Raw genomic sequence first — 16907 nt, 5'->3', positions numbered from 1 at the left:
CCGCTTATTGAGGTCCATACTGTTGGGCTTAATCCGTTTCATATGTCTGATGACGAGATTCGTGAAGTTGTTAATCATGATTTGTTGTCACAATTGGGTGATGTCAAGGTTACAGATGTATTTTTTTATGGAAGTGGTGTGCGCCCTGAAGTTGAGAAGCGTATGATAGATTTGCTGCGAGAAGCATTTCCAACTGCAGCTACCATTGAAGCTCATAGCGATATGCTAGGGGCTGCACGTGCTTTGTGTGGTCATACTTGGGGAATAGCTTGTATTCTTGGTACAGGTGCAAACTCCTGTATTTTCGACGGAAAGAACATCGTTCATAATACACCTGCTTTGGGATATATTATTGGCGATGAGGGTAGCGGTGCAGTATTAGGCAAGCACTTGGTTCATGATATTTATACTGGTGTGTTGTCACAGCATATGCGTATGCTTTTTGAGCAAGAGACTGGGCTACATTTGGCGGATATCATTGATAAGGTGTATCGTCAGCCTCAGCCAAATCGTTTTTTAGCATCTCTTTCTGAATTTGTTTACCGTCATCTTGATGATGATGGGATACGGGATATGGTTTATAGCACTTTTAGTGATTTTGCCAATCTGCACTTGTCACGTTACGGTCGTCGTGAACTTCCTGTTTCGTTTGTAGGTAGTATAGCTTGGTATTATCGTACACAATTAAGCCTAGTGCTGCAAACACTAGGCTATCGTGTAGGTACTATATTAAAAAGTCCGATGGAAGGTTTGATAACCTACCATCAGAACTCTTAAATGCTTTAGTCAATATTGATTCGCTCTACTTCGAAGTCGGCAGCAGAGAACCACTTAGAATTATAAGGCTTGCCGGTGAAGCTGGAGTCTGTTGTTACACCAAACACCAGTGTGTCGGTGTCTTTAACTTCAATTGTAACAACTACTTTGCTCCATCCGAATCCTTCGCCGTTATTGGCCTCCTTGATGTCTGAGCCTTCAGGAGCATTGTCCCACAATTCACCACCTGTGTTGCCGTAATGAGGAACTTCAACAAGTTTTAAGCCACTCTTCTTACTGGTTGTCGTCGCAAAAATGTAGCATCCGTTGCCTTCTGCACGTGCACTGCAAATAATGCGATAGGTACCTGGTTCTACTGGCTGACGCTTTTCGGCGTGGTAAATTTGTTGTCCAGCAGGATTCCAAGCATCAAGATATGGATGTTCTGGGTCGCCTGTGTAGAATTCGCCTTTTCGTACGTAGCTGTCGTTACAATACTCATGCTTCACTAGTGTCCAACCATTTTTTATGAGATAATTCTTACTAAACTCATCCATCTGAGCTCCCATATAGGTGTTGCGATTCTCCTCCTCTGCTAATAATGCTTTCGAACTGGCCTCTAAAATATTTTTAGTAGTAGAAACCAGTGTGAAGAGTGATATCAAGAATATACCTCCTACAATGATCTGCTCAATTCGCTTCATTGGCTTGAATTGGAAAGCAGAACGCATCAATGAATGTAGCAAAGTATAGAAAACTGCTGATAAGGTTATGAACAAGGATATGACATAAGTTGTGAGCATTCCGGGGGTGTTTGCTTCAATTTCGTCAAGTCCGAATCGTTTTAATGTGAATGGTAGTTCCATGTTCTCAGGAGCCATTCTGGCACCAATAATTTCCATGGCCAGCATAATCATTGGGACTGCGGCAAAAAAGCCAATCGCCACTATTATACCAGCCGCTGCTTTGGTACAAATGTAGATAAAATCTTTTTTCTCCATATAGTGATATGTATTAATTCCAAATTGCAAAATTACATATTTAATTGCTAATTATGCGTAAACATATTTGTGTTTTTAGAATAATTAACGATATGTGGTCGCATTTTTTGATATTCTGTTAGATGTACTTTTTTTCTTGGTGAAAAAGTATAATGATTGAGCAAAAAAAAGTATTGGAGTTTCAGAAAGATATCGTATCTTTGCACCCGATATCGAATAGCTAAAAGTTATGAAGAAATTATTATTAATCACATTATGCTTAGTAACAGTCATAAATCTGTGTGCACAAATACGTGGAAATAGTGTCGTGGTGACTGTGGAACCCGACCATGCTGATTGGCGCTATGATACTGGTGATAAGGTGACCTTTACTGTAGAGGTGCGCCAGGAGGGGGCGCTGGTGAAAAATGTGGCTATCGACTATGCCATGGGACCTGAGATGTATCAGGATATCCACAAAAGCGTGGTACTGAAGGATGGCGTGCTGAAACTGCAGGGCAAGATGACAAAACCGGGATTCTACCGACTGGATGTGACTGCCCATGTGAATGGCAAGGATTACCGCGGGGCATGTGGCGCTGCGTTTAGTCCGGAGAAACTGCAACCATCGACCGTGATGCCACAGGATTTTGAGCAGTTCTGGCAGCAGTCGATTGCGGCAGCCCGAAAAACCGACCTGAACCCTACCAAACGTTTGCTGCCTGAGCGTTGTACGAAGGACGTAAACGTATATGAAGTAAGCTTTAACAACGAACGCTGGGGCTCGCGTACCTATGGCATATTATGCGTGCCCGTGCGCGAGGGAAAATATCCCGCCTTGTTGCGTGTGCCCGGTGCTGGTGTGCGTCCCTATGGGGGGGATGTATATACGGCTTCGCAAGGGGTGATTACCCTGGAGATTGGTATTCATGGTATTCCTGTGACGATGGAGCAGGGGGTGTATGACAACCTGGGAAACGGTGCGCTGCAGGGCTACTGGGAGTTTAATATGGACCATCGCGACAAGCACTACTACCACCATGTTATCATAGGCTGTATCCGTGCGATGGACTATATTGAGCAGTATACGCCATGGGATGGGCAGAAAGCTGGTGTGACGGGCTCGAGTCAAGGAGGATTCCTGACGTTGGCGTCTGCTGGTTTGGACAAACGCTTCACCTGTTATGCACCTGTGCATGCGGCGCTTTGCGACCATACGAACTCGCTGAATGGAGCTGCCTGCGGATGGCCACATTACTTTTATAAGAGTGGAAGAGTGGAAGAAGGGAAGAGTGGAAGAATTGAGGTCTCGAGATATTATGATGGCGTGAATTTTGCGCGACTGATTGATGGGGGACAGAAGGGTTGGTTCTCGTTTGGCTATAACGACGACGTGGTGCCTCCTACCAGTGCCTGGGCTACTTATAATAGTGTGAAGGGACCGAAGGAGATAAAGCCTTATCAGGCAACATGGCACTTCTGGCATCAGGAGCAATGGGACACTTGGGAGGCTTGGTTGCTGAAAGAGTTGAAACAGACGACAGCCACGCAGTTGGCCGACAGACTGACGAGTCTGCAACAGAAAGGTTACATGGCTGGGCATCAGGACGATCCGTTCTACGGTATCGGTTGGGCCTACGAGGATGGTAAGAGCGACGTGAAACTGACCGTGGGCGACTATCCTGCTGTGATGGGCTTTGAGCTTGGCGGCATAGAGATGGGGGATGAGAAGAACCTGGACAGCGTGCCCTTTACCCGCATACACGATGAACTGCTGGCCCATGTGAAGCGTGGGGGCGTGGTGACTATCAGTTGGCATCCACGTAACCCGCTGACGGGCGGAACGGCCTGGGATGTGACCAGCAACAAGGTGGTAAAGAGTATCCTGCCTGGTGGTGTGAAGGCGGACCTGTTTAAAGTGTGGATGGCCCGCTTGGCCGACTTCCTCGAAAGTCTGAAGGATGAAGCCGGACAGCCGGTGCCCATCATCTTCCGTCCCTGGCATGAGAACAACGGCTCGTGGTTCTGGTGGGGACAGAAACTGTGCAGCGACAGCGAATTCAAGGCGCTTTGGAACCTGCTACAGGATGAAATGAACGCGCGTGGATTCAGTAACCTGTTGTGGAGCTACTCGCCCAATCTGGATGGTGGCTGGACGCTGGAGCGCTTTATGCAGCGCTACCCGGGTAACGACCGCGTGACGCTGATAGGTGAGGATGCCTATCAGTGGGGCTCGGAGCAGGATTTTATCAAGGCCGTGAACAGCGACCTGACATTCCTGACACAGTTTGCCAAGAATAACGGTAAACTGTTGGCGATGACGGAGTGTGGCTTTAAGAATATCCCTGACGCCACCTGGTTCAGCAGAGTGCTGAAACCACAGATGGATAAATATCCCATCAGCTATTTCCTATTGTGGCGCAACTACGAGAAGGAGTGGTTCGGACCAGTGCCGGGCACACCCTGTGGGGATGACTACCGCAAAGCGTTTAAGGAGGCCCAGAACGTGATGTTTTTGGGAAGAATAAAAAAATAAAAGAATAAAAAAATAAAAAATAAAATATGAGCGAGTTTGAACAGAAGGTGGCGGCTCTGAGAAAACATCATGAGGAGCTGCTTGCGAAAAAGAACGAACCCCTGGAGTGGGGAAATGGTATTTACGAGAAGTACAAGAACCCGGTGGTGACGGCTGAACATGTGCCCCTGGAGTGGAAGTACGACTTTGATGAGCACGACAACCCTTATCTGATGCAGCGTATTATGTGTAATGCCACACTGAACGCAGGTGCTATCAAATGGCAGGGAAAGTATTGTTTGGTGGTGCGTGTAGAGGGGGCTGACCGCAAGAGTTACTTTGCTGTGGCTGAGAGTCCGAATGGTATCGACAACTTCCGTTTCTGGGATGAGCCTATCACCATGCCGGATGATGTGGTGCCTGCTACCAATGTTTATGATATGCGACTGACACAGCATGAGGATGGCTGGATATACGGCGTGTTCTGTGCTGAGCGTCACGACGACTCGCAGCCTGGCGACCTGAGTGCTGCAACGGCTACTGCGGGTATAGCGCGTACCAAAGATTTGAAAAACTGGTACCGATTACCTGACTTGAAAACCAAGAGCCAGCAGCGTAACGTGGTGCTGCACCCTGAGTTTGTGAAAGGAAAATATGCGTTCTACACCCGTCCGCAGGATGGTTTTATTGATACTGGTAGCGGTGGCGGTATTGGTTGGGCGCTTGTGGATGACATCACGCATGCTGAAATTCACGACGAGAAGATTATCTACGAGCGTAAATACCATACGATTACCGAAGTGAAGAATGGCGAGGGTCCGCATCCCATCAAAACGCCCAAAGGTTGGCTGCATCTGGCGCATGGTGTGCGTGCTACGGCCGACGGACTACGTTATGTGCTGTACATGTATATGACAGCACTCAATGACCCCACGCAGGTGATTGCGCGCCCTGGTGGCTACTTCCTAGTGCCTGAGGGAAGTGAGTACTATGGTGACGTAATGAACGTGGCTTTTGCAAATGGTTGGATTGCTGACGAGGATGGAAAGGTGTTTATTTACTATGCCTCGGCCGACACGCGTATGCACGTGGCTACATCGACCATCGATAAACTGATCGATTACTGTATGAACACCCCTGAGGATGGCTATTATACCGCTGCAAGCGTAGAGACCATCAAGAAACTGATAGCAAAGAATCGTAAGTAATTTTTAAACACAGAGTTACAAAGATACAGAGGAATGATAATCTGTAGGAAAAAACAATAACATTATGGCGACGTTAAAGGAGAAAATAGGTTACGCCTTGGGCGATGCAGCTGCTGGGGGTATCACATGGAAAATTATGTCGATAGCCTTCCCGCTGTTTTTTACAAATGTGTTTGGACTGACGTTTGCTGATGCAGCGACACTGATGCTGATAGCACGTATGTTTGATGTGGTGACCGACCCGTTGATGGGCTCGCTCGCCGACCGTACACAGAGCAAATGGGGCACGTATCGCCCCTGGCTGATATTTGGCGCTATCCCCTTCGGACTAGTGTTTGCCCTGCTGCTCTATACGCCTGACTTCGGACTGACGGGCAAGCGCATCTGGGCTTACAGTCTGTATCTGCTGATGATGGCGATGTACACTGCTGTGAACGTGCCTTATGGCTCGCTGCTGGGTGTGATGACAGATGACGACAATGAAAAAAATCAGTTCTCGAGTTTCCGTATGGTGGGCGCTTATGCTATGGGATTTGTAACCCTGTTGTCGTTTCCCTACCTGCAGCGACTGGTGGGTGGCACCGAGCAGCACCAGTATGCGGTGCTGGGTGCTTTCTTTGGTGTGCTGGCAGCTGCCGGAACGTTGGCTTGCGGATTCCTGACCAAGGAGCGTCTGAAGCCGGTACGCGCCGAGAAATTCTCGTTTAAACAGTTCGGCGACTTGTTTAAGAATAAACCCTGGATTATCCTGACACTGATTGGTATTTGTACAAACTTTTTTAACGGATTCCGCTACGCTGTGGCTGGCTATCTGTTGGAATACTGTCTGCATGGGGATGTGACGGTGAGTGGACTGATTATCAACTACACCGTGTTTATGACCTTTGGTGAGCTGACTTGCATGATTTTCGGTGGTGTGTCGCCAAAGTTCACCCAACTGATAGGGTCGAAGCGTAATGCCTTTATGGCGGCTGCGCTGATTTGTGTGGTTTTTTCGGTAGCTTTCTTCTTCGTGCCCATGGATCCCGCCTATATCTGGGTGATGGTGGCACTGGTGGTGCTCACATCGGTGGGCATCGGCTTGTATTCGCCCTTGTTGTGGAGTATGTATGCCGATGTGGCCGACTATGCTACGGAGAAAAACGGTACGTCATCGACTGGCTTGATCTTCTCGTCGGGAACCATGGCGCAGAAGTTCGGTACGGCCATCTCGGGCTCGCTGGTAGCCCTCTTCTTAGGTCTGGCTGGTGCCAGTATGATTACGGATGAGATGGGTAACACCATGGTTGACCCTGCCTCGATTACCAGTTCGGTACTCTCGATGGTATGGAGTCTGTTCTCGCTATTCCCTGCTATCATCGCAGGATTGATTATTGTACTGACTTGGATTTATCCGATTAAGAAATGAACGGACGTGTTGATATGATGAAGCGCGAGATGCAGGACGTGCTGGAGAATAACATCCTGCGTTTCTGGCTCAACCAGATGATGGACTATGAGCATGGGGGCTTTTACGGGCGCATGGCCCATGACGGCGAACTGCACCCCGAGGCTGAGAAGGGGGCTATCCTGAATGCTCGTATCCTCTGGGCGTTCTCGGCGGCTTTTCGGGTGCTGAAACATCCGGAATACCTGGAGGCGGCTACCAGAGCCAAGGACTATATCATTGAGCATTTTATCGATCAGGAGTATGGAGGCGTGTACTGGAGCGTAGATTGCGAGGGGAACCCACTGGACACCAAGAAGCAGTTTTATGCCATCGGCTTTATGATTTACGGACTGACGGAATATGCCCGAGCAACGGGCGACAGAGAGGCGCTGGACTATGCGCTGGACCTGTATGACTGTATCGAGGAACATGCCTTCGACAGGGAACATAACGGCTATATCGAGGCCTGCACACGCGAGTGGGGCGAGATTGCGGATATGCGCCTGTCGGATCTGGATGCCAACTACCCCAAATCGCAAAACACCCACTTGCATATTATCGAGCCTTATACCAACCTGCTGAGATGTCTGAAAGAGGCGCAGGCGCAGGAGTCGTGCGACTATGTGTCGGCCATCGGCTCTGTGCTGCCTGTGGGAATCAGTGTGCCGCCACAGACCATCAGCGAGGTGGAAGGGGCGCTGAGAAACTTGGTAGATATTTTTACAGATAAGATTCTGAATAAGGATACAAATCACCTGGATTTGTTCTTTGGTATGGACTGGACACGAGGTGCAGGACATCTGGAGAGCTATGGGCATGATATTGAGTGCTCGTGGCTGTTGCACGAGGCGGCTCTGGTGCTGGGCGACCAGCAGGTGCTGAACAAGGTGGAGCCTATTGTACAAGCGGTTGCACAGGCATCGGCGAAGGGTTTGCGACCCGACGGCTCGCTGATACATGAGGCCAATCTGGATACAGGCTATGTGGATGATGATCTGCACTGGTGGGTACAGGCCGAGAACGTGGTGGGCTGGTATAATATCTGGCAGCATTTCGGCGATGAAGAGGCCCTGAATCGTGCTGAAAAATGCTGGCATTATATCAAAAAACAGCTGATTGATTACGAACACGGTGAGTGGTACTGGAGCAGGCATGCCAACGGCTTGCTGAACACAAAAGACGACAAAGCCGGTTTCTGGAAATGTCCGTATCACAATTCGCGCATGTGTCTAGAAATCATAGAGAGATAAAAAAATCCGCCAGAGAATTTGGAACTTTGGCGGATTTTTCTTACCTTTGCAACCAATTATGAAAAGATTGATACTATTCGTTGCATTGGCGTTGTGCTATGTTGTTGACAGTCAGGCGCAAACGCAGTTTAACGAGCGCCCTAAGCTCGTGGTAGGAATCGTAGTAGATCAGATGCGTTGGGATTATCTCGGCAGGTATTACAACCAGTATCAGGAAAATGGACTGAAACGACTCATCAATCAAGGATACTCGTGTGATAACTGCCTGATTAATTATCTGCCCACTGTAACTGCCATCGGACATACCAGTGCTTACACGGGAACAACACCTGCTTTTCATGGTATCTGCGGTAATGCTTTTTACAAGAACGGCGTGAAGATTGAGAGTTGCGAGGATCACGACGTGAAGACCGTTGGCTCGGACAAGGTGAAGGCTTCGTCGCCTGTCAACCTGTTGGCCACGACCATTGGCGACCAGTTGCGCCTGCATACCGACTTCAAGTCGAAGGTGATTGGCGTGAGCTACAAAGACCGCGCTGCCATTCTGCCTGCCGGACGAAGTGCCAATGCTGCCTACTGGATTGATACCAAGGCCGGACAGTTTATCAGCAGTACCTGGTATATGCAGGAACTGCCTAAATGGGCCAAGGAGTATAACGCCCAGTTGAAGAAAAACAAAGAGCTACAGAAGGTAGGTAAGAACGTCGGACTGTATCCATTGTGTGGTCATATCACTGCTGATATGGCCATTGCTGCTTTAAAAGGCGAACAGCTTGGTAAGGGTGAGGTTACCGACATGCTGTGCGTGAGCTTCTCGCAGACGGATGTGATCGGACATGAGTTCGGCACGCGTGGAACACATACCGACGAGGCTTACCTGGAGCTGGATAAGGATATCGCCAAACTGCTGAAGGCTTTCGACGAGCAGGTGGGCGAGGGTAACTACCTGGTATTCCTGACTGCCGACCATGGCGCTGCGCATAACTTTAAGTTCATGGAGGACCACCATCTAGGTGGAGGCGCGTTTATGTTCGACGAACTGTATGGTGGCGAGGCTGCCAAGCGTTTGCAAGAGCGTCTGCATCTGACAAAGAATATTATCAAAGACTGTTTGGATTACCGACTGGTACTGGACAAGGAGGCTATCCGTGAGCAGGGACTCGACGAGGAGAAAGTGCGCGAGGTGGTGGTAGAGGAGTTGCTGAAGACACCACATGTTGCTTTCGCCTTTGATTTCAAGAAGGCTGCCACAGCTCCCGTGCCAGAGATGCTGAAAGAACGTGCCCTGAAGGGGTATCATCACGATCGTTCGGGTGATATCATCTTTATGCTGGAGCCTGGTTGGTATGGATTTGGCAAGGGCTCGTCGCCCATCGGTACCACTCATGGTGAGTGGAACCCCTACGATGCCCATATCCCCCTGCTGTTCTATGGCTGGAAGGTGAAGCACGGCGAAACCAGCAGAGAGGTACACATTACCGACATTGCCCCAACGGTGTGCCACAAGCTGCACATACAGCAGCCAAACGCCTGTGTGGGTGAGCCTATTACAGAGGTGATGGGTGAGTAACTACTTGATAATGGAATAATTAAAACATTAATAAATAATTATAGTTAGCTTTTTATGAACTTTACTTTGTTAATTACCGTCTTGGTGACGGCTATTACATTGGTGGTAGCGGCTTACGTGATGGCCAAGCTGTTGGGACCAAGGTCCTACGCAAAGGTCAAGGGTGAGCCGTATGAGAGCGGTATTCCTACCCGCGGCAGCTCATGGTTGCCTGTTTCGGTAGGTTTCTATCTCTTTGCCATCTTGTTCCTCATGTTCGATGTGGAAACGGTGTTTCTGTATCCATGGGCTGTGGTAGTGAAGGAGTTCGGCGCAATGGCTCTGCTTAGCATCGGCTTCTTCTTAGTAGTTCTGGTATTAGGCTTGGCTTATGCCTGGCGGAAAGGAGACTTAGAATGGAAGTAAGAAAGCCCCACATCAAGAGCATTCCTTACGAGGAGTGGAACGACAACGAGTCGTTGGAGAAGATTATCGACGAGCTGCATGAGGGTGGCGTGAACGTGGTGACAGGTTCGCTCGACCAGTTGATTAACTGGGGACGTAGTAACTCACTGTGGTCGCTCACCTTTGCTACATCGTGCTGTGGTATTGAGTTTATGGCATGTGGTTGCTCACGTTACGACTTTGCCCGATTTGGTTTCGAGGTAACACGTAACTCACCACGACAGGCCGACCTGATTATGTGTGCAGGTACCATCACCCACAAGATGGCCCCAGCCCTGAAGCGTTTGTACGACCAGATGGCTGAGCCTAAGTATGTGGTAGCTGTTGGTGGATGCGCCATCAGCGGTGGTCCTTTCAAGTCGAGCTACCATGTGGTAAAGGGTATCGAGGAGATTGTGCCCGTGGATGTGTTCATCCCTGGCTGTCCCCCACGTCCAGAGGCCATCATGTATGGTATGATGCAGCTGCAGCGTAAGGTGAAGGTAGAGAAATTCTTTGGAGGTGCTAACCACAAACAGAACGCTGAGGAGCGCGAGCTGGGTGTATCGAACGAGGAGTTGACATTCCGTAACAACCTGGGTGATCATCGCCGCGAGCCTATCGTGGTAACAGATGTTCCACAGGAGTTTGTAGAAGAATTAAAGAACGGGGAGGACAAGGCATGAAATTAGAATTTTTATCATTCGACTTTGAGAAGTTCGCCTCGGAGATGCTGAACTTGAAGAGCAAGAAAGGCTTTGACTATCTTGTAACTATTGTAGGTGAGGATTTTGGTGGTGAAGAAGGTCTGGGTTGTGTGTATATCCTTGAGAATACCAACACCCACGAGCGTTGCGCTGTGAAGCAGCTGGCCCAGACTCAGAATGACACGCCTTATATCCCTACTGTATCAGATATCTGGAAGGTGGCCGACCTGCTGGAGCGCGAGGTTTACGATTTCTTCGGTATCGTGTTCCTGGGTCATAAGGATATGCGTCGCCTGTTTCTGCGTACCGACTTTAAGGGTCACCCCTTCCGTAAGGACTGGGAGTTTAACGATAAGTACACCCTGGAGGATGATGTAGAGCCCGACTACGGTCTGGAGTACTATCTGGATAAGGACGGTAAGCTGCAGTGCAAGCAGAACAAGCTGTTTGAGGCCGACGACTATGTGATTAACATCGGTCCCCAGCACCCTGCTACCCACGGTGTGCTGCGTTTGCAGACTGTGCTGGACGGTGAGACCGTGAAGCGCATCTATCCTCACTTTGGTTATATTCATCGTGGTATCGAGAAGATGTGGGAGGGTATGACCTATCCTCAGACACTGGCTCTGACCGACCGACTGAACTACCTGGGTGCCATGCAGCATCGTCATGCATTGGTAGGTGTGATTGAGGAGGCCATGGAGGTTGAGCTGACCGACCGTATCAAGTACATCCGTACCATTATGGATGAGCTGCAGCGTTTGGACAGTCACCTGCTGTACACCTCGTGTGTGGCTCAGGACCTGGGTGCTCTGACTGCCTTCCTGTATGGTATGCGCGATCGTGAGCATGTGCTGAACTGCATGGAGGAGACCACCGGTGGACGCCTGATTCAGAACTATTATAGAATAGGTGGACTGCAGGATGATATCGATCCTAACTTTGTATCGAACGTGAAGGCACTGGTGAAGTACCTGCGCCCCATGATCAAGGAGTATATGGATGTGTTTGGTGATAACGTGATTACTCACAACCGACTGGAGAAGTGCGGACCCATGAGCCTGGAGGACTGTATCTCGTATGCAGTAACTGGTCCTGCCGGACGTGCTTCGGGTTGGAAGAGCGATGTGCGTAAGAACCACCCATATGATATGTACGACAAGGTAGAGTGGGAGCAGTGCACACTGACTGGTTGTGACTCTATGGACCGCTACCTGGTTCATATCAACGAGATGTACCAGAGCTTGAACATTATCGAGCAGCTCATCGACAATATCCCTGAGGGTGACTTCTACGTGAAGCAGAAGCCAATCATCAAGGTGCCCGAGGGTCAGTGGTACTACTCGGTTGAGGGTGTGGCTGGTGAGTTTGGTGTTTATCTCGACTCGCGTGGCGACAAGAGTCCATACCGCATGAAGATGCGTCCAATGGGTCTCTCGCTGGTTGGTGCTTTCGACCCCATGCTGCGTGGTCAGAAGATTGCCGACCTGATTGCCACCTGTGCTGCCATTGACGTTGTAATTCCTGATATCGACAGATAGTCGAAATGTAAAAATGTAATAATGTAAAAAGTAAAGATTATGTTCGACTTTTCTATATTTACAACATGGTTCGACGCTCTCCTGCGCGATACACTTGGCTTGGGAGATTTCTGGTCGATATTGATTGAGTGCGTGCTGGTTGGCGCTGGTATCCTGGCTGGATATGCGCTGATTGCCATGCTGATGATTATGATGGAGCGCTGGGTATGCGCTTATTTCCAGTGCCGACTGGGACCTACCCGTGTAGGTTTCCACGGTACCCTGCAGATTTTTGCCGATGTACTGAAGATGCTCGTCAAGGAGATCTTCTTCGTGGATCGCGCAGATAAGCTGCTCTATGCAGTGGCTCCTTTGCTGGTGATCATTGCTTCGGTAGGAACCTTCAGCTTCCTGCCTTGGAACAATGGTGCCCAAGTGCTTGACTTTAATGTAGGTATCTTCCTGGTAACTGCTATCTCATCGATTGGTGTGGTAGGTATCTTCCTGGCTGGTTGGGGTTCGAACAACAAGTACTCGGTGGTTTCGGCCATGCGTGCTGCTGTTCAGATGATCTCGTACGAGATGTCGCTCTGCCTCTGTCTGATTACCGCTGTGATCCTGACAGGTACCATGCAGATGAGTGGTATCGTAGAGGCTCAGACAGGTGCCTTTAAGTGGTTGATTTTCCAGGGTCATATCCCTGCTATCATCGCCTTTGTGGTATTCCTGATTGCTGGTAATGCCGAGGCTAACCGTGGTCCGTTTGATATGGCTGAGGCTGAGAGTGAGCTGACTGCCGGACACCACACTGAGTACTCGGGTATGGGCTTCGGTTTCTTCTATCTGGCTGAGTTCCTGAACCTCTTTATCATCGCTGGACTGGCTTCGGCTGTATTCCTGGGTGGTTGGGCGCCTATCAACATTGGTGTGGACGCCTTTGATACCGTGATGAACTACATCCCCGGTATCGTATGGTTCTTTGGCAAGACCCTGCTGGTGGTTTGGTTGCTGATGTGGGTGAAGTGGACTTTCCCACGTTTGCGTATCGACCAGATCCTGAAGCTGGAGTGGAAGTACTTGATGCCTCTGGGACTTATCAACCTGGTAATTATGACTGTTGTTGTGGCCCTGGGCCTATATATTAAATAAGGTATAGCAATGGAAGATAACAAAACATATTTCGGAGAAATCGGACACGGCCTGAAGACTTTGGCTACAGGTATGAAGATTACTTGGAAGGAGTATTTCAAGGATTTCTTCACCAATAAGTCGACAGAGCAGTATCCCGAAAACCGCAAGACTACACTGCACGTATCAAAGCGTCACCGTGGTCGCTTGACCTTTAAGCGCAACGAGGATGGCAGCTACAAGTGTACCGCTTGCACATTGTGCGAAAAGGCCTGTCCTAACGGAACCATCAAGATTACTGCCCACATGGCTGAGGATCCTGAGACAGGAAAGAAAAAGAAGGTGCTGGACGATTATGCGTACGACCTGGGCGACTGTATGTTCTGCCAGTTGTGTACCAACGCCTGCAACTTTGACGCCATCGAGTTTACAAACGACTTTGAGAACGCTGTGTTCGACCGCTCTCGTCTGGTGCTGCACCTGAACGAGGAGGTTTACGCTGGTGGCTCTCTGCCTAACCTGATTGAGGGTGGTGCCGAATGGCAGGTCGGTAAGTTTAACACTAAAACCAAGTAACGCATTATGGGTAATACAGTTATGTTTATCATTCTCGCGGTATTCATCATTGCTTCGGCACTGATGTGTGTGACCACGACGAAGATTATGCGAGCCGCAACATTCATGTTGTTTGTGCTCTTTGGTGTGGCAGGTATCTACTTCCTGCTGGATTACACCTTCCTTGGAGCCGCTCAGATTAGCGTATATGCCGGTGGCGTTACGATGATCTATGTGTTTGCCATCCAGTTGGTAAGCAAGCGCACACTTCAGGGTTTGGAGGAGCGAGTTAAGAGTAGCAAGATGATTACTGGCGCCCTGGCCGCCCTGGCCGGACTGGTGGTAGTAGGCCTGATTCTGCTTAAGACTGGTTTCTATACACAGGAGATTGCCGGCGTAGAGGTACCTATGAAGGAGATTGGTACTGCTCTCGTTGGTTCGGGTAAATATCAGTATGTACTGCCTTTCGAGTTCATCTCAGTATTCCTGCTGGCATGTATCATCGGTGGCTTGGTTGTAGCAAGAAAGGAGGATAAAGCATGATTCCAGTAGAATGTTATTTCGCACTGAGTGCCCTGTTATTCTTTATCGGTGTGTATGGTTTTACCACGCGTCGCAACCTGATTGCCATGCTCATCTCGGTTGAGCTGGTGCTGAACGCCGTGGATATCAACTTTGCCGCTATCAACCGCTTGCTCTATCCAAACGGTATGGAGGGTATGTTCATGACACTCTTCGTGATTGGTGTGGCTGCGGCTGAGAGTGCTGTGGCTATCGCTATCATCATCAATGTGTATCGCAAGTTCAAGAGTGATAGTGTTGAGGCTATCAAGAATATGAAACGATAGTAGTAAATTGATAATTGAAAAATTGAAGATTTATGTTTGAATATACAATTTTTATCATGCTTCTGCCACTGCTGTCGTTCATCGTTCTTGGACTGGCTGGCATGAAGATGCAGCATAAGGTGGCCGGACTCATCGGCACCTGCTCGTTGGGATTGGTTACGATACTCTCTTACCTCACTGCCTTCCAGTATTTTGGAATGGATCGTGTAGATGGTGTGTATCAGACTTTTGTTCCGTATAACTTCACATGGTTGCCATTGGGCAATCTGCATTTCGACCTCGGTATCCTGTTGGATCCTATCAGCGTGATGATGCTGATCGTGATCTCAACCGTTTCGCTGATGGTTCATATCTACTCGTTCGGCTATATGCACGGTGAGAAAGGATTCCAGCGTTACTACGCTTTCCTGTCACTGTTCACCATGTCGATGTTAGGTTTGGTGTTGGCTACCAACATCTTCCAGATGTATATGTTCTGGGAGTTGGTAGGTGTTAGTTCGTACCTGCTGATTGGTTTCTACTATCCTTTGAAGCCAGCTATCGCTGCTTCGAAGAAGGCATTCATCGTGACACGTTTTGCCGATATGTTCTTCCTCGTAGGTATCCTGACCTTCGGTTACTTCGTCGACTCGTTCAGTTTCTCGTTTGCTGGCGATATCGTGATGGGCCAGGGTACAACACCTTTCATCGAGGGTAACTTGGCTAAGGCTGTTGCCGCTGGTGGTTTCATCATTCCTACTGCATTGGTACTGATGTTTATCGGTGGTGCTGGTAAGAGTGCTATGTTCCCACTGCACATCTGGCTGCCAGATGCCATGGAGGGTCCTACACCAGTATCTGCACTGATTCACGCAGCTACCATGGTTGTAGCTGGTGTGTTCCAGATCGCACGTATGTTCCCACTTTGGATAGAGTATGCACCTCAGGCTATGAGCATCGTGGTTTGGGTGGGTGTGTTTACCGCTTTCTATGCTGCTGCTGTGGCTTGTGCCCAGAGTGATATCAAGCGTGTGCTGGCCTTCTCAACCATCTCGCAGATTGCTTTTATGATGGTTGCTCTGGGTGTATCGTTGCCTGGTCATCATGGTGCTGTACTCGACAACCACGCACAGCTGGGTTATATGGCTGGTATGTTCCACCTGTTTACTCACGCTATGTTCAAGGCTTGCCTGTTCCTGGGTGCCGGATGTATCATCCACGCTGTTCACAGCAATGAGATGGCGCTGATGGGTGGCTTGCGCAAGTATATGCCTATCACCCATATCACCTTTCTGATTTCGTGCCTGGCTATCGCTGGTATCCCCTTCTTCTCGGGCTTCAGCTCAAAGGATGAGATTATCACAGCCTGCATGGAGTACAGTCCGGTGGTTGGTTGGATTATGACGGGTATCGCTGCCATGACTGCCTTCTACATGTTCCGTCTGTACTACGGCATCTTCTGGGGTACTGAGAATAAGGAGGCACATGCGCATCATACACCACATGAGGCTCCTCTGACTATGACCATCCCCTTGATCGTACTCTGTGTGATTACCGTTGGCGTTGGTGTTTACACCACGATCGGTGGTTTTGCTGGATGGGGTGGTTCGTTCGGTAGCTATGTGAGTGCTGCTGGTACCGACTACACTATCCACTTCAATACTCAGATCGCTGCTACTTCTACGGTAATTGCCATTCTGAGCATCTGTCTGGCTACCTATATCTATAAGGGTGAGCAGCAGCCTATTGCCGATCGTCTGTATGCGACATTCCCACGTTTGCATCGCGCTGCCTACAAGCGTTTCTATCAGGATGAGATCTGGCAGTTTGTGACGCATCGCATCATCTTCCGTTTGGTTTCTACACCTATCGCCTGGTTCGATCGTCACGTTGTGGATGGCACTTTCAACTTTATGGCGTGGGGTGCTAACGAGGCTGGTGAGAGCATCCGTGGTTGGCAGAGTGGCGATGTGCGCCAGTATGCCGTATGGTTCATTACGGGTTCTGTGGCCCTGACATTAATCCTTTTATGCATCTAA

General features: G+C 49.2%; 15 protein-coding genes. 14 read left to right on the top strand and 1 reads right to left on the bottom strand.

The features are described 5' to 3' along the window. Positions 1-42: 42 nt before the first annotated feature. Positions 43-777, top strand: a complete 735-nt coding sequence (locus tag T360_RS0104785) for an ATPase (protein WP_231488092.1) — start codon at positions 43-45, stop codon at positions 775-777. A 5-nt stretch (positions 778-782) separates the two neighbouring features. On the opposite strand, the gene T360_RS0104780 is transcribed toward T360_RS0104785, so the two are convergent. After that, a complete protein-coding gene (locus T360_RS0104780) occupies positions 783-1460 on the bottom strand; it encodes a hypothetical protein (RefSeq protein ID WP_155949383.1) in 678 nt (225 codons plus the stop codon). A gap of 526 nt (positions 1461-1986) precedes the next feature. Between T360_RS0104780 and T360_RS16705 the strand changes: the two genes are divergently transcribed. The 13 genes from T360_RS16705 to nuoL all read left to right on the top strand — a co-directional run bounded on the left by T360_RS16705 (position 1987) and on the right by nuoL (position 16907). Next, entirely contained in the window at positions 1987-4272 is a 2286-nt protein-coding gene (locus tag T360_RS16705) for a glycosyl hydrolase (protein WP_081772691.1), read from the top strand. Between the two features lie 26 nt (positions 4273-4298). Then, on the top strand, positions 4299-5459 hold the full coding sequence (locus T360_RS0104770; protein WP_028911761.1) for a glycosidase: 1161 nt from the start codon (positions 4299-4301) through the stop codon (positions 5457-5459). 64 nt (positions 5460-5523) lie between these two features. Next, a complete protein-coding gene (locus tag T360_RS0104765) occupies positions 5524-6867 on the top strand; it encodes an MFS transporter (RefSeq protein WP_028911760.1) in 1344 nt (447 codons plus the stop codon). Continuing rightward, positions 6864-8138, top strand: a complete 1275-nt coding sequence (locus T360_RS0104760; RefSeq protein WP_028911759.1) for an AGE family epimerase/isomerase — start codon at positions 6864-6866, stop codon at positions 8136-8138. The genes T360_RS0104765 and T360_RS0104760 overlap by 4 nt, the downstream gene beginning before the upstream one ends. Positions 8139-8196: 58 nt before the next feature. Next, positions 8197-9708 (top strand): alkaline phosphatase family protein, encoded by a 1512-nt coding sequence (locus T360_RS0104755; protein ID WP_028911758.1) that lies wholly within the window; start codon positions 8197-8199, stop codon positions 9706-9708. A 54-nt stretch (positions 9709-9762) separates the two neighbouring features. Continuing rightward, positions 9763-10113 carry an NADH-quinone oxidoreductase subunit A gene (locus tag T360_RS0104750; RefSeq protein ID WP_028908178.1) on the top strand — a complete coding sequence of 117 codons (351 nt, stop codon included), beginning with the start codon at positions 9763-9765 and terminating at the stop codon, positions 10111-10113. Next, a complete protein-coding gene (locus tag T360_RS0104745) occupies positions 10104-10817 on the top strand; it encodes an NADH-quinone oxidoreductase subunit B (protein WP_028911757.1) in 714 nt (237 codons plus the stop codon). Before T360_RS0104750 ends, T360_RS0104745 begins: the two co-directional genes overlap by 10 nt. Then, the gene (locus T360_RS0104740; RefSeq protein ID WP_028911756.1) at positions 10814-12379 is read left to right on the top strand and encodes an NADH-quinone oxidoreductase subunit C; all 1566 of its coding nucleotides are present in this window, start codon (positions 10814-10816) and stop codon (positions 12377-12379) included. Before T360_RS0104745 ends, T360_RS0104740 begins: the two co-directional genes overlap by 4 nt. Before the next feature lie 39 nt (positions 12380-12418). Further along, positions 12419-13507: an NADH-quinone oxidoreductase subunit NuoH gene (nuoH, locus tag T360_RS0104735; RefSeq protein ID WP_013064661.1), complete on the top strand. Its 1089-nt coding sequence runs from the start codon at positions 12419-12421 to the stop codon at positions 13505-13507. Positions 13508-13516: 9 nt separating this feature from the next. Beyond that, on the top strand, positions 13517-14062 hold the full coding sequence (locus T360_RS0104730; protein WP_013064037.1) for a 4Fe-4S dicluster domain-containing protein: 546 nt from the start codon (positions 13517-13519) through the stop codon (positions 14060-14062). A gap of 6 nt (positions 14063-14068) precedes the next feature. Next, the gene (locus T360_RS0104725) at positions 14069-14584 is read left to right on the top strand and encodes an NADH-quinone oxidoreductase subunit J (RefSeq protein WP_013065044.1); all 516 of its coding nucleotides are present in this window, start codon (positions 14069-14071) and stop codon (positions 14582-14584) included. Further along, on the top strand, positions 14581-14889 hold the full coding sequence (gene nuoK, locus T360_RS0104720) for an NADH-quinone oxidoreductase subunit NuoK (RefSeq protein ID WP_028903150.1): 309 nt from the start codon (positions 14581-14583) through the stop codon (positions 14887-14889). The genes T360_RS0104725 and nuoK overlap by 4 nt, the downstream gene beginning before the upstream one ends. Before the next feature lie 32 nt (positions 14890-14921). Beyond that, positions 14922-16907, top strand: coding sequence for an NADH-quinone oxidoreductase subunit L (gene nuoL, locus T360_RS0104715; RefSeq protein ID WP_028911755.1), 1986 nt, complete (start codon positions 14922-14924; stop codon positions 16905-16907).

This window comes from Prevotella sp. MA2016 (assembly GCF_000619825.1).
In the GTDB taxonomy this organism is placed as follows: domain Bacteria; phylum Bacteroidota; class Bacteroidia; order Bacteroidales; family Bacteroidaceae; genus Prevotella.
This window is presented reverse-complemented; position numbering and strand designations above follow the sequence as displayed.

Bases quoted from the DNA above. Each gene is read 5' to 3' on its own strand.
- T360_RS0104785 (WP_231488092.1), top strand. From the start codon at position 43: ATGTCTGATGACGAGATTCGTGAAGTTGTTAATCATGATTTGTTGTCA.
- T360_RS0104780 (WP_155949383.1), bottom strand. From the start codon at position 1,460: ATGAAGCGAATTGAGCAGATCATTGTAGGAGGTATATTCTTGATATCA.
- T360_RS16705 (WP_081772691.1), top strand. From the start codon at position 1,987: ATGAAGAAATTATTATTAATCACATTATGCTTAGTAACAGTCATAAAT.
- T360_RS0104770 (WP_028911761.1), top strand. From the start codon at position 4,299: ATGAGCGAGTTTGAACAGAAGGTGGCGGCTCTGAGAAAACATCATGAG.
- T360_RS0104765 (WP_028911760.1), top strand. From the start codon at position 5,524: ATGGCGACGTTAAAGGAGAAAATAGGTTACGCCTTGGGCGATGCAGCT.
- T360_RS0104760 (WP_028911759.1), top strand. From the start codon at position 6,864: ATGAACGGACGTGTTGATATGATGAAGCGCGAGATGCAGGACGTGCTG.
- T360_RS0104755 (WP_028911758.1), top strand. From the start codon at position 8,197: ATGAAAAGATTGATACTATTCGTTGCATTGGCGTTGTGCTATGTTGTT.
- T360_RS0104750 (WP_028908178.1), top strand. From the start codon at position 9,763: ATGAACTTTACTTTGTTAATTACCGTCTTGGTGACGGCTATTACATTG.
- T360_RS0104745 (WP_028911757.1), top strand. From the start codon at position 10,104: ATGGAAGTAAGAAAGCCCCACATCAAGAGCATTCCTTACGAGGAGTGG.
- T360_RS0104740 (WP_028911756.1), top strand. From the start codon at position 10,814: ATGAAATTAGAATTTTTATCATTCGACTTTGAGAAGTTCGCCTCGGAG.
- nuoH (WP_013064661.1), top strand. From the start codon at position 12,419: ATGTTCGACTTTTCTATATTTACAACATGGTTCGACGCTCTCCTGCGC.
- T360_RS0104730 (WP_013064037.1), top strand. From the start codon at position 13,517: ATGGAAGATAACAAAACATATTTCGGAGAAATCGGACACGGCCTGAAG.
- T360_RS0104725 (WP_013065044.1), top strand. From the start codon at position 14,069: ATGGGTAATACAGTTATGTTTATCATTCTCGCGGTATTCATCATTGCT.
- nuoK (WP_028903150.1), top strand. From the start codon at position 14,581: ATGATTCCAGTAGAATGTTATTTCGCACTGAGTGCCCTGTTATTCTTT.
- nuoL (WP_028911755.1), top strand. From the start codon at position 14,922: ATGTTTGAATATACAATTTTTATCATGCTTCTGCCACTGCTGTCGTTC.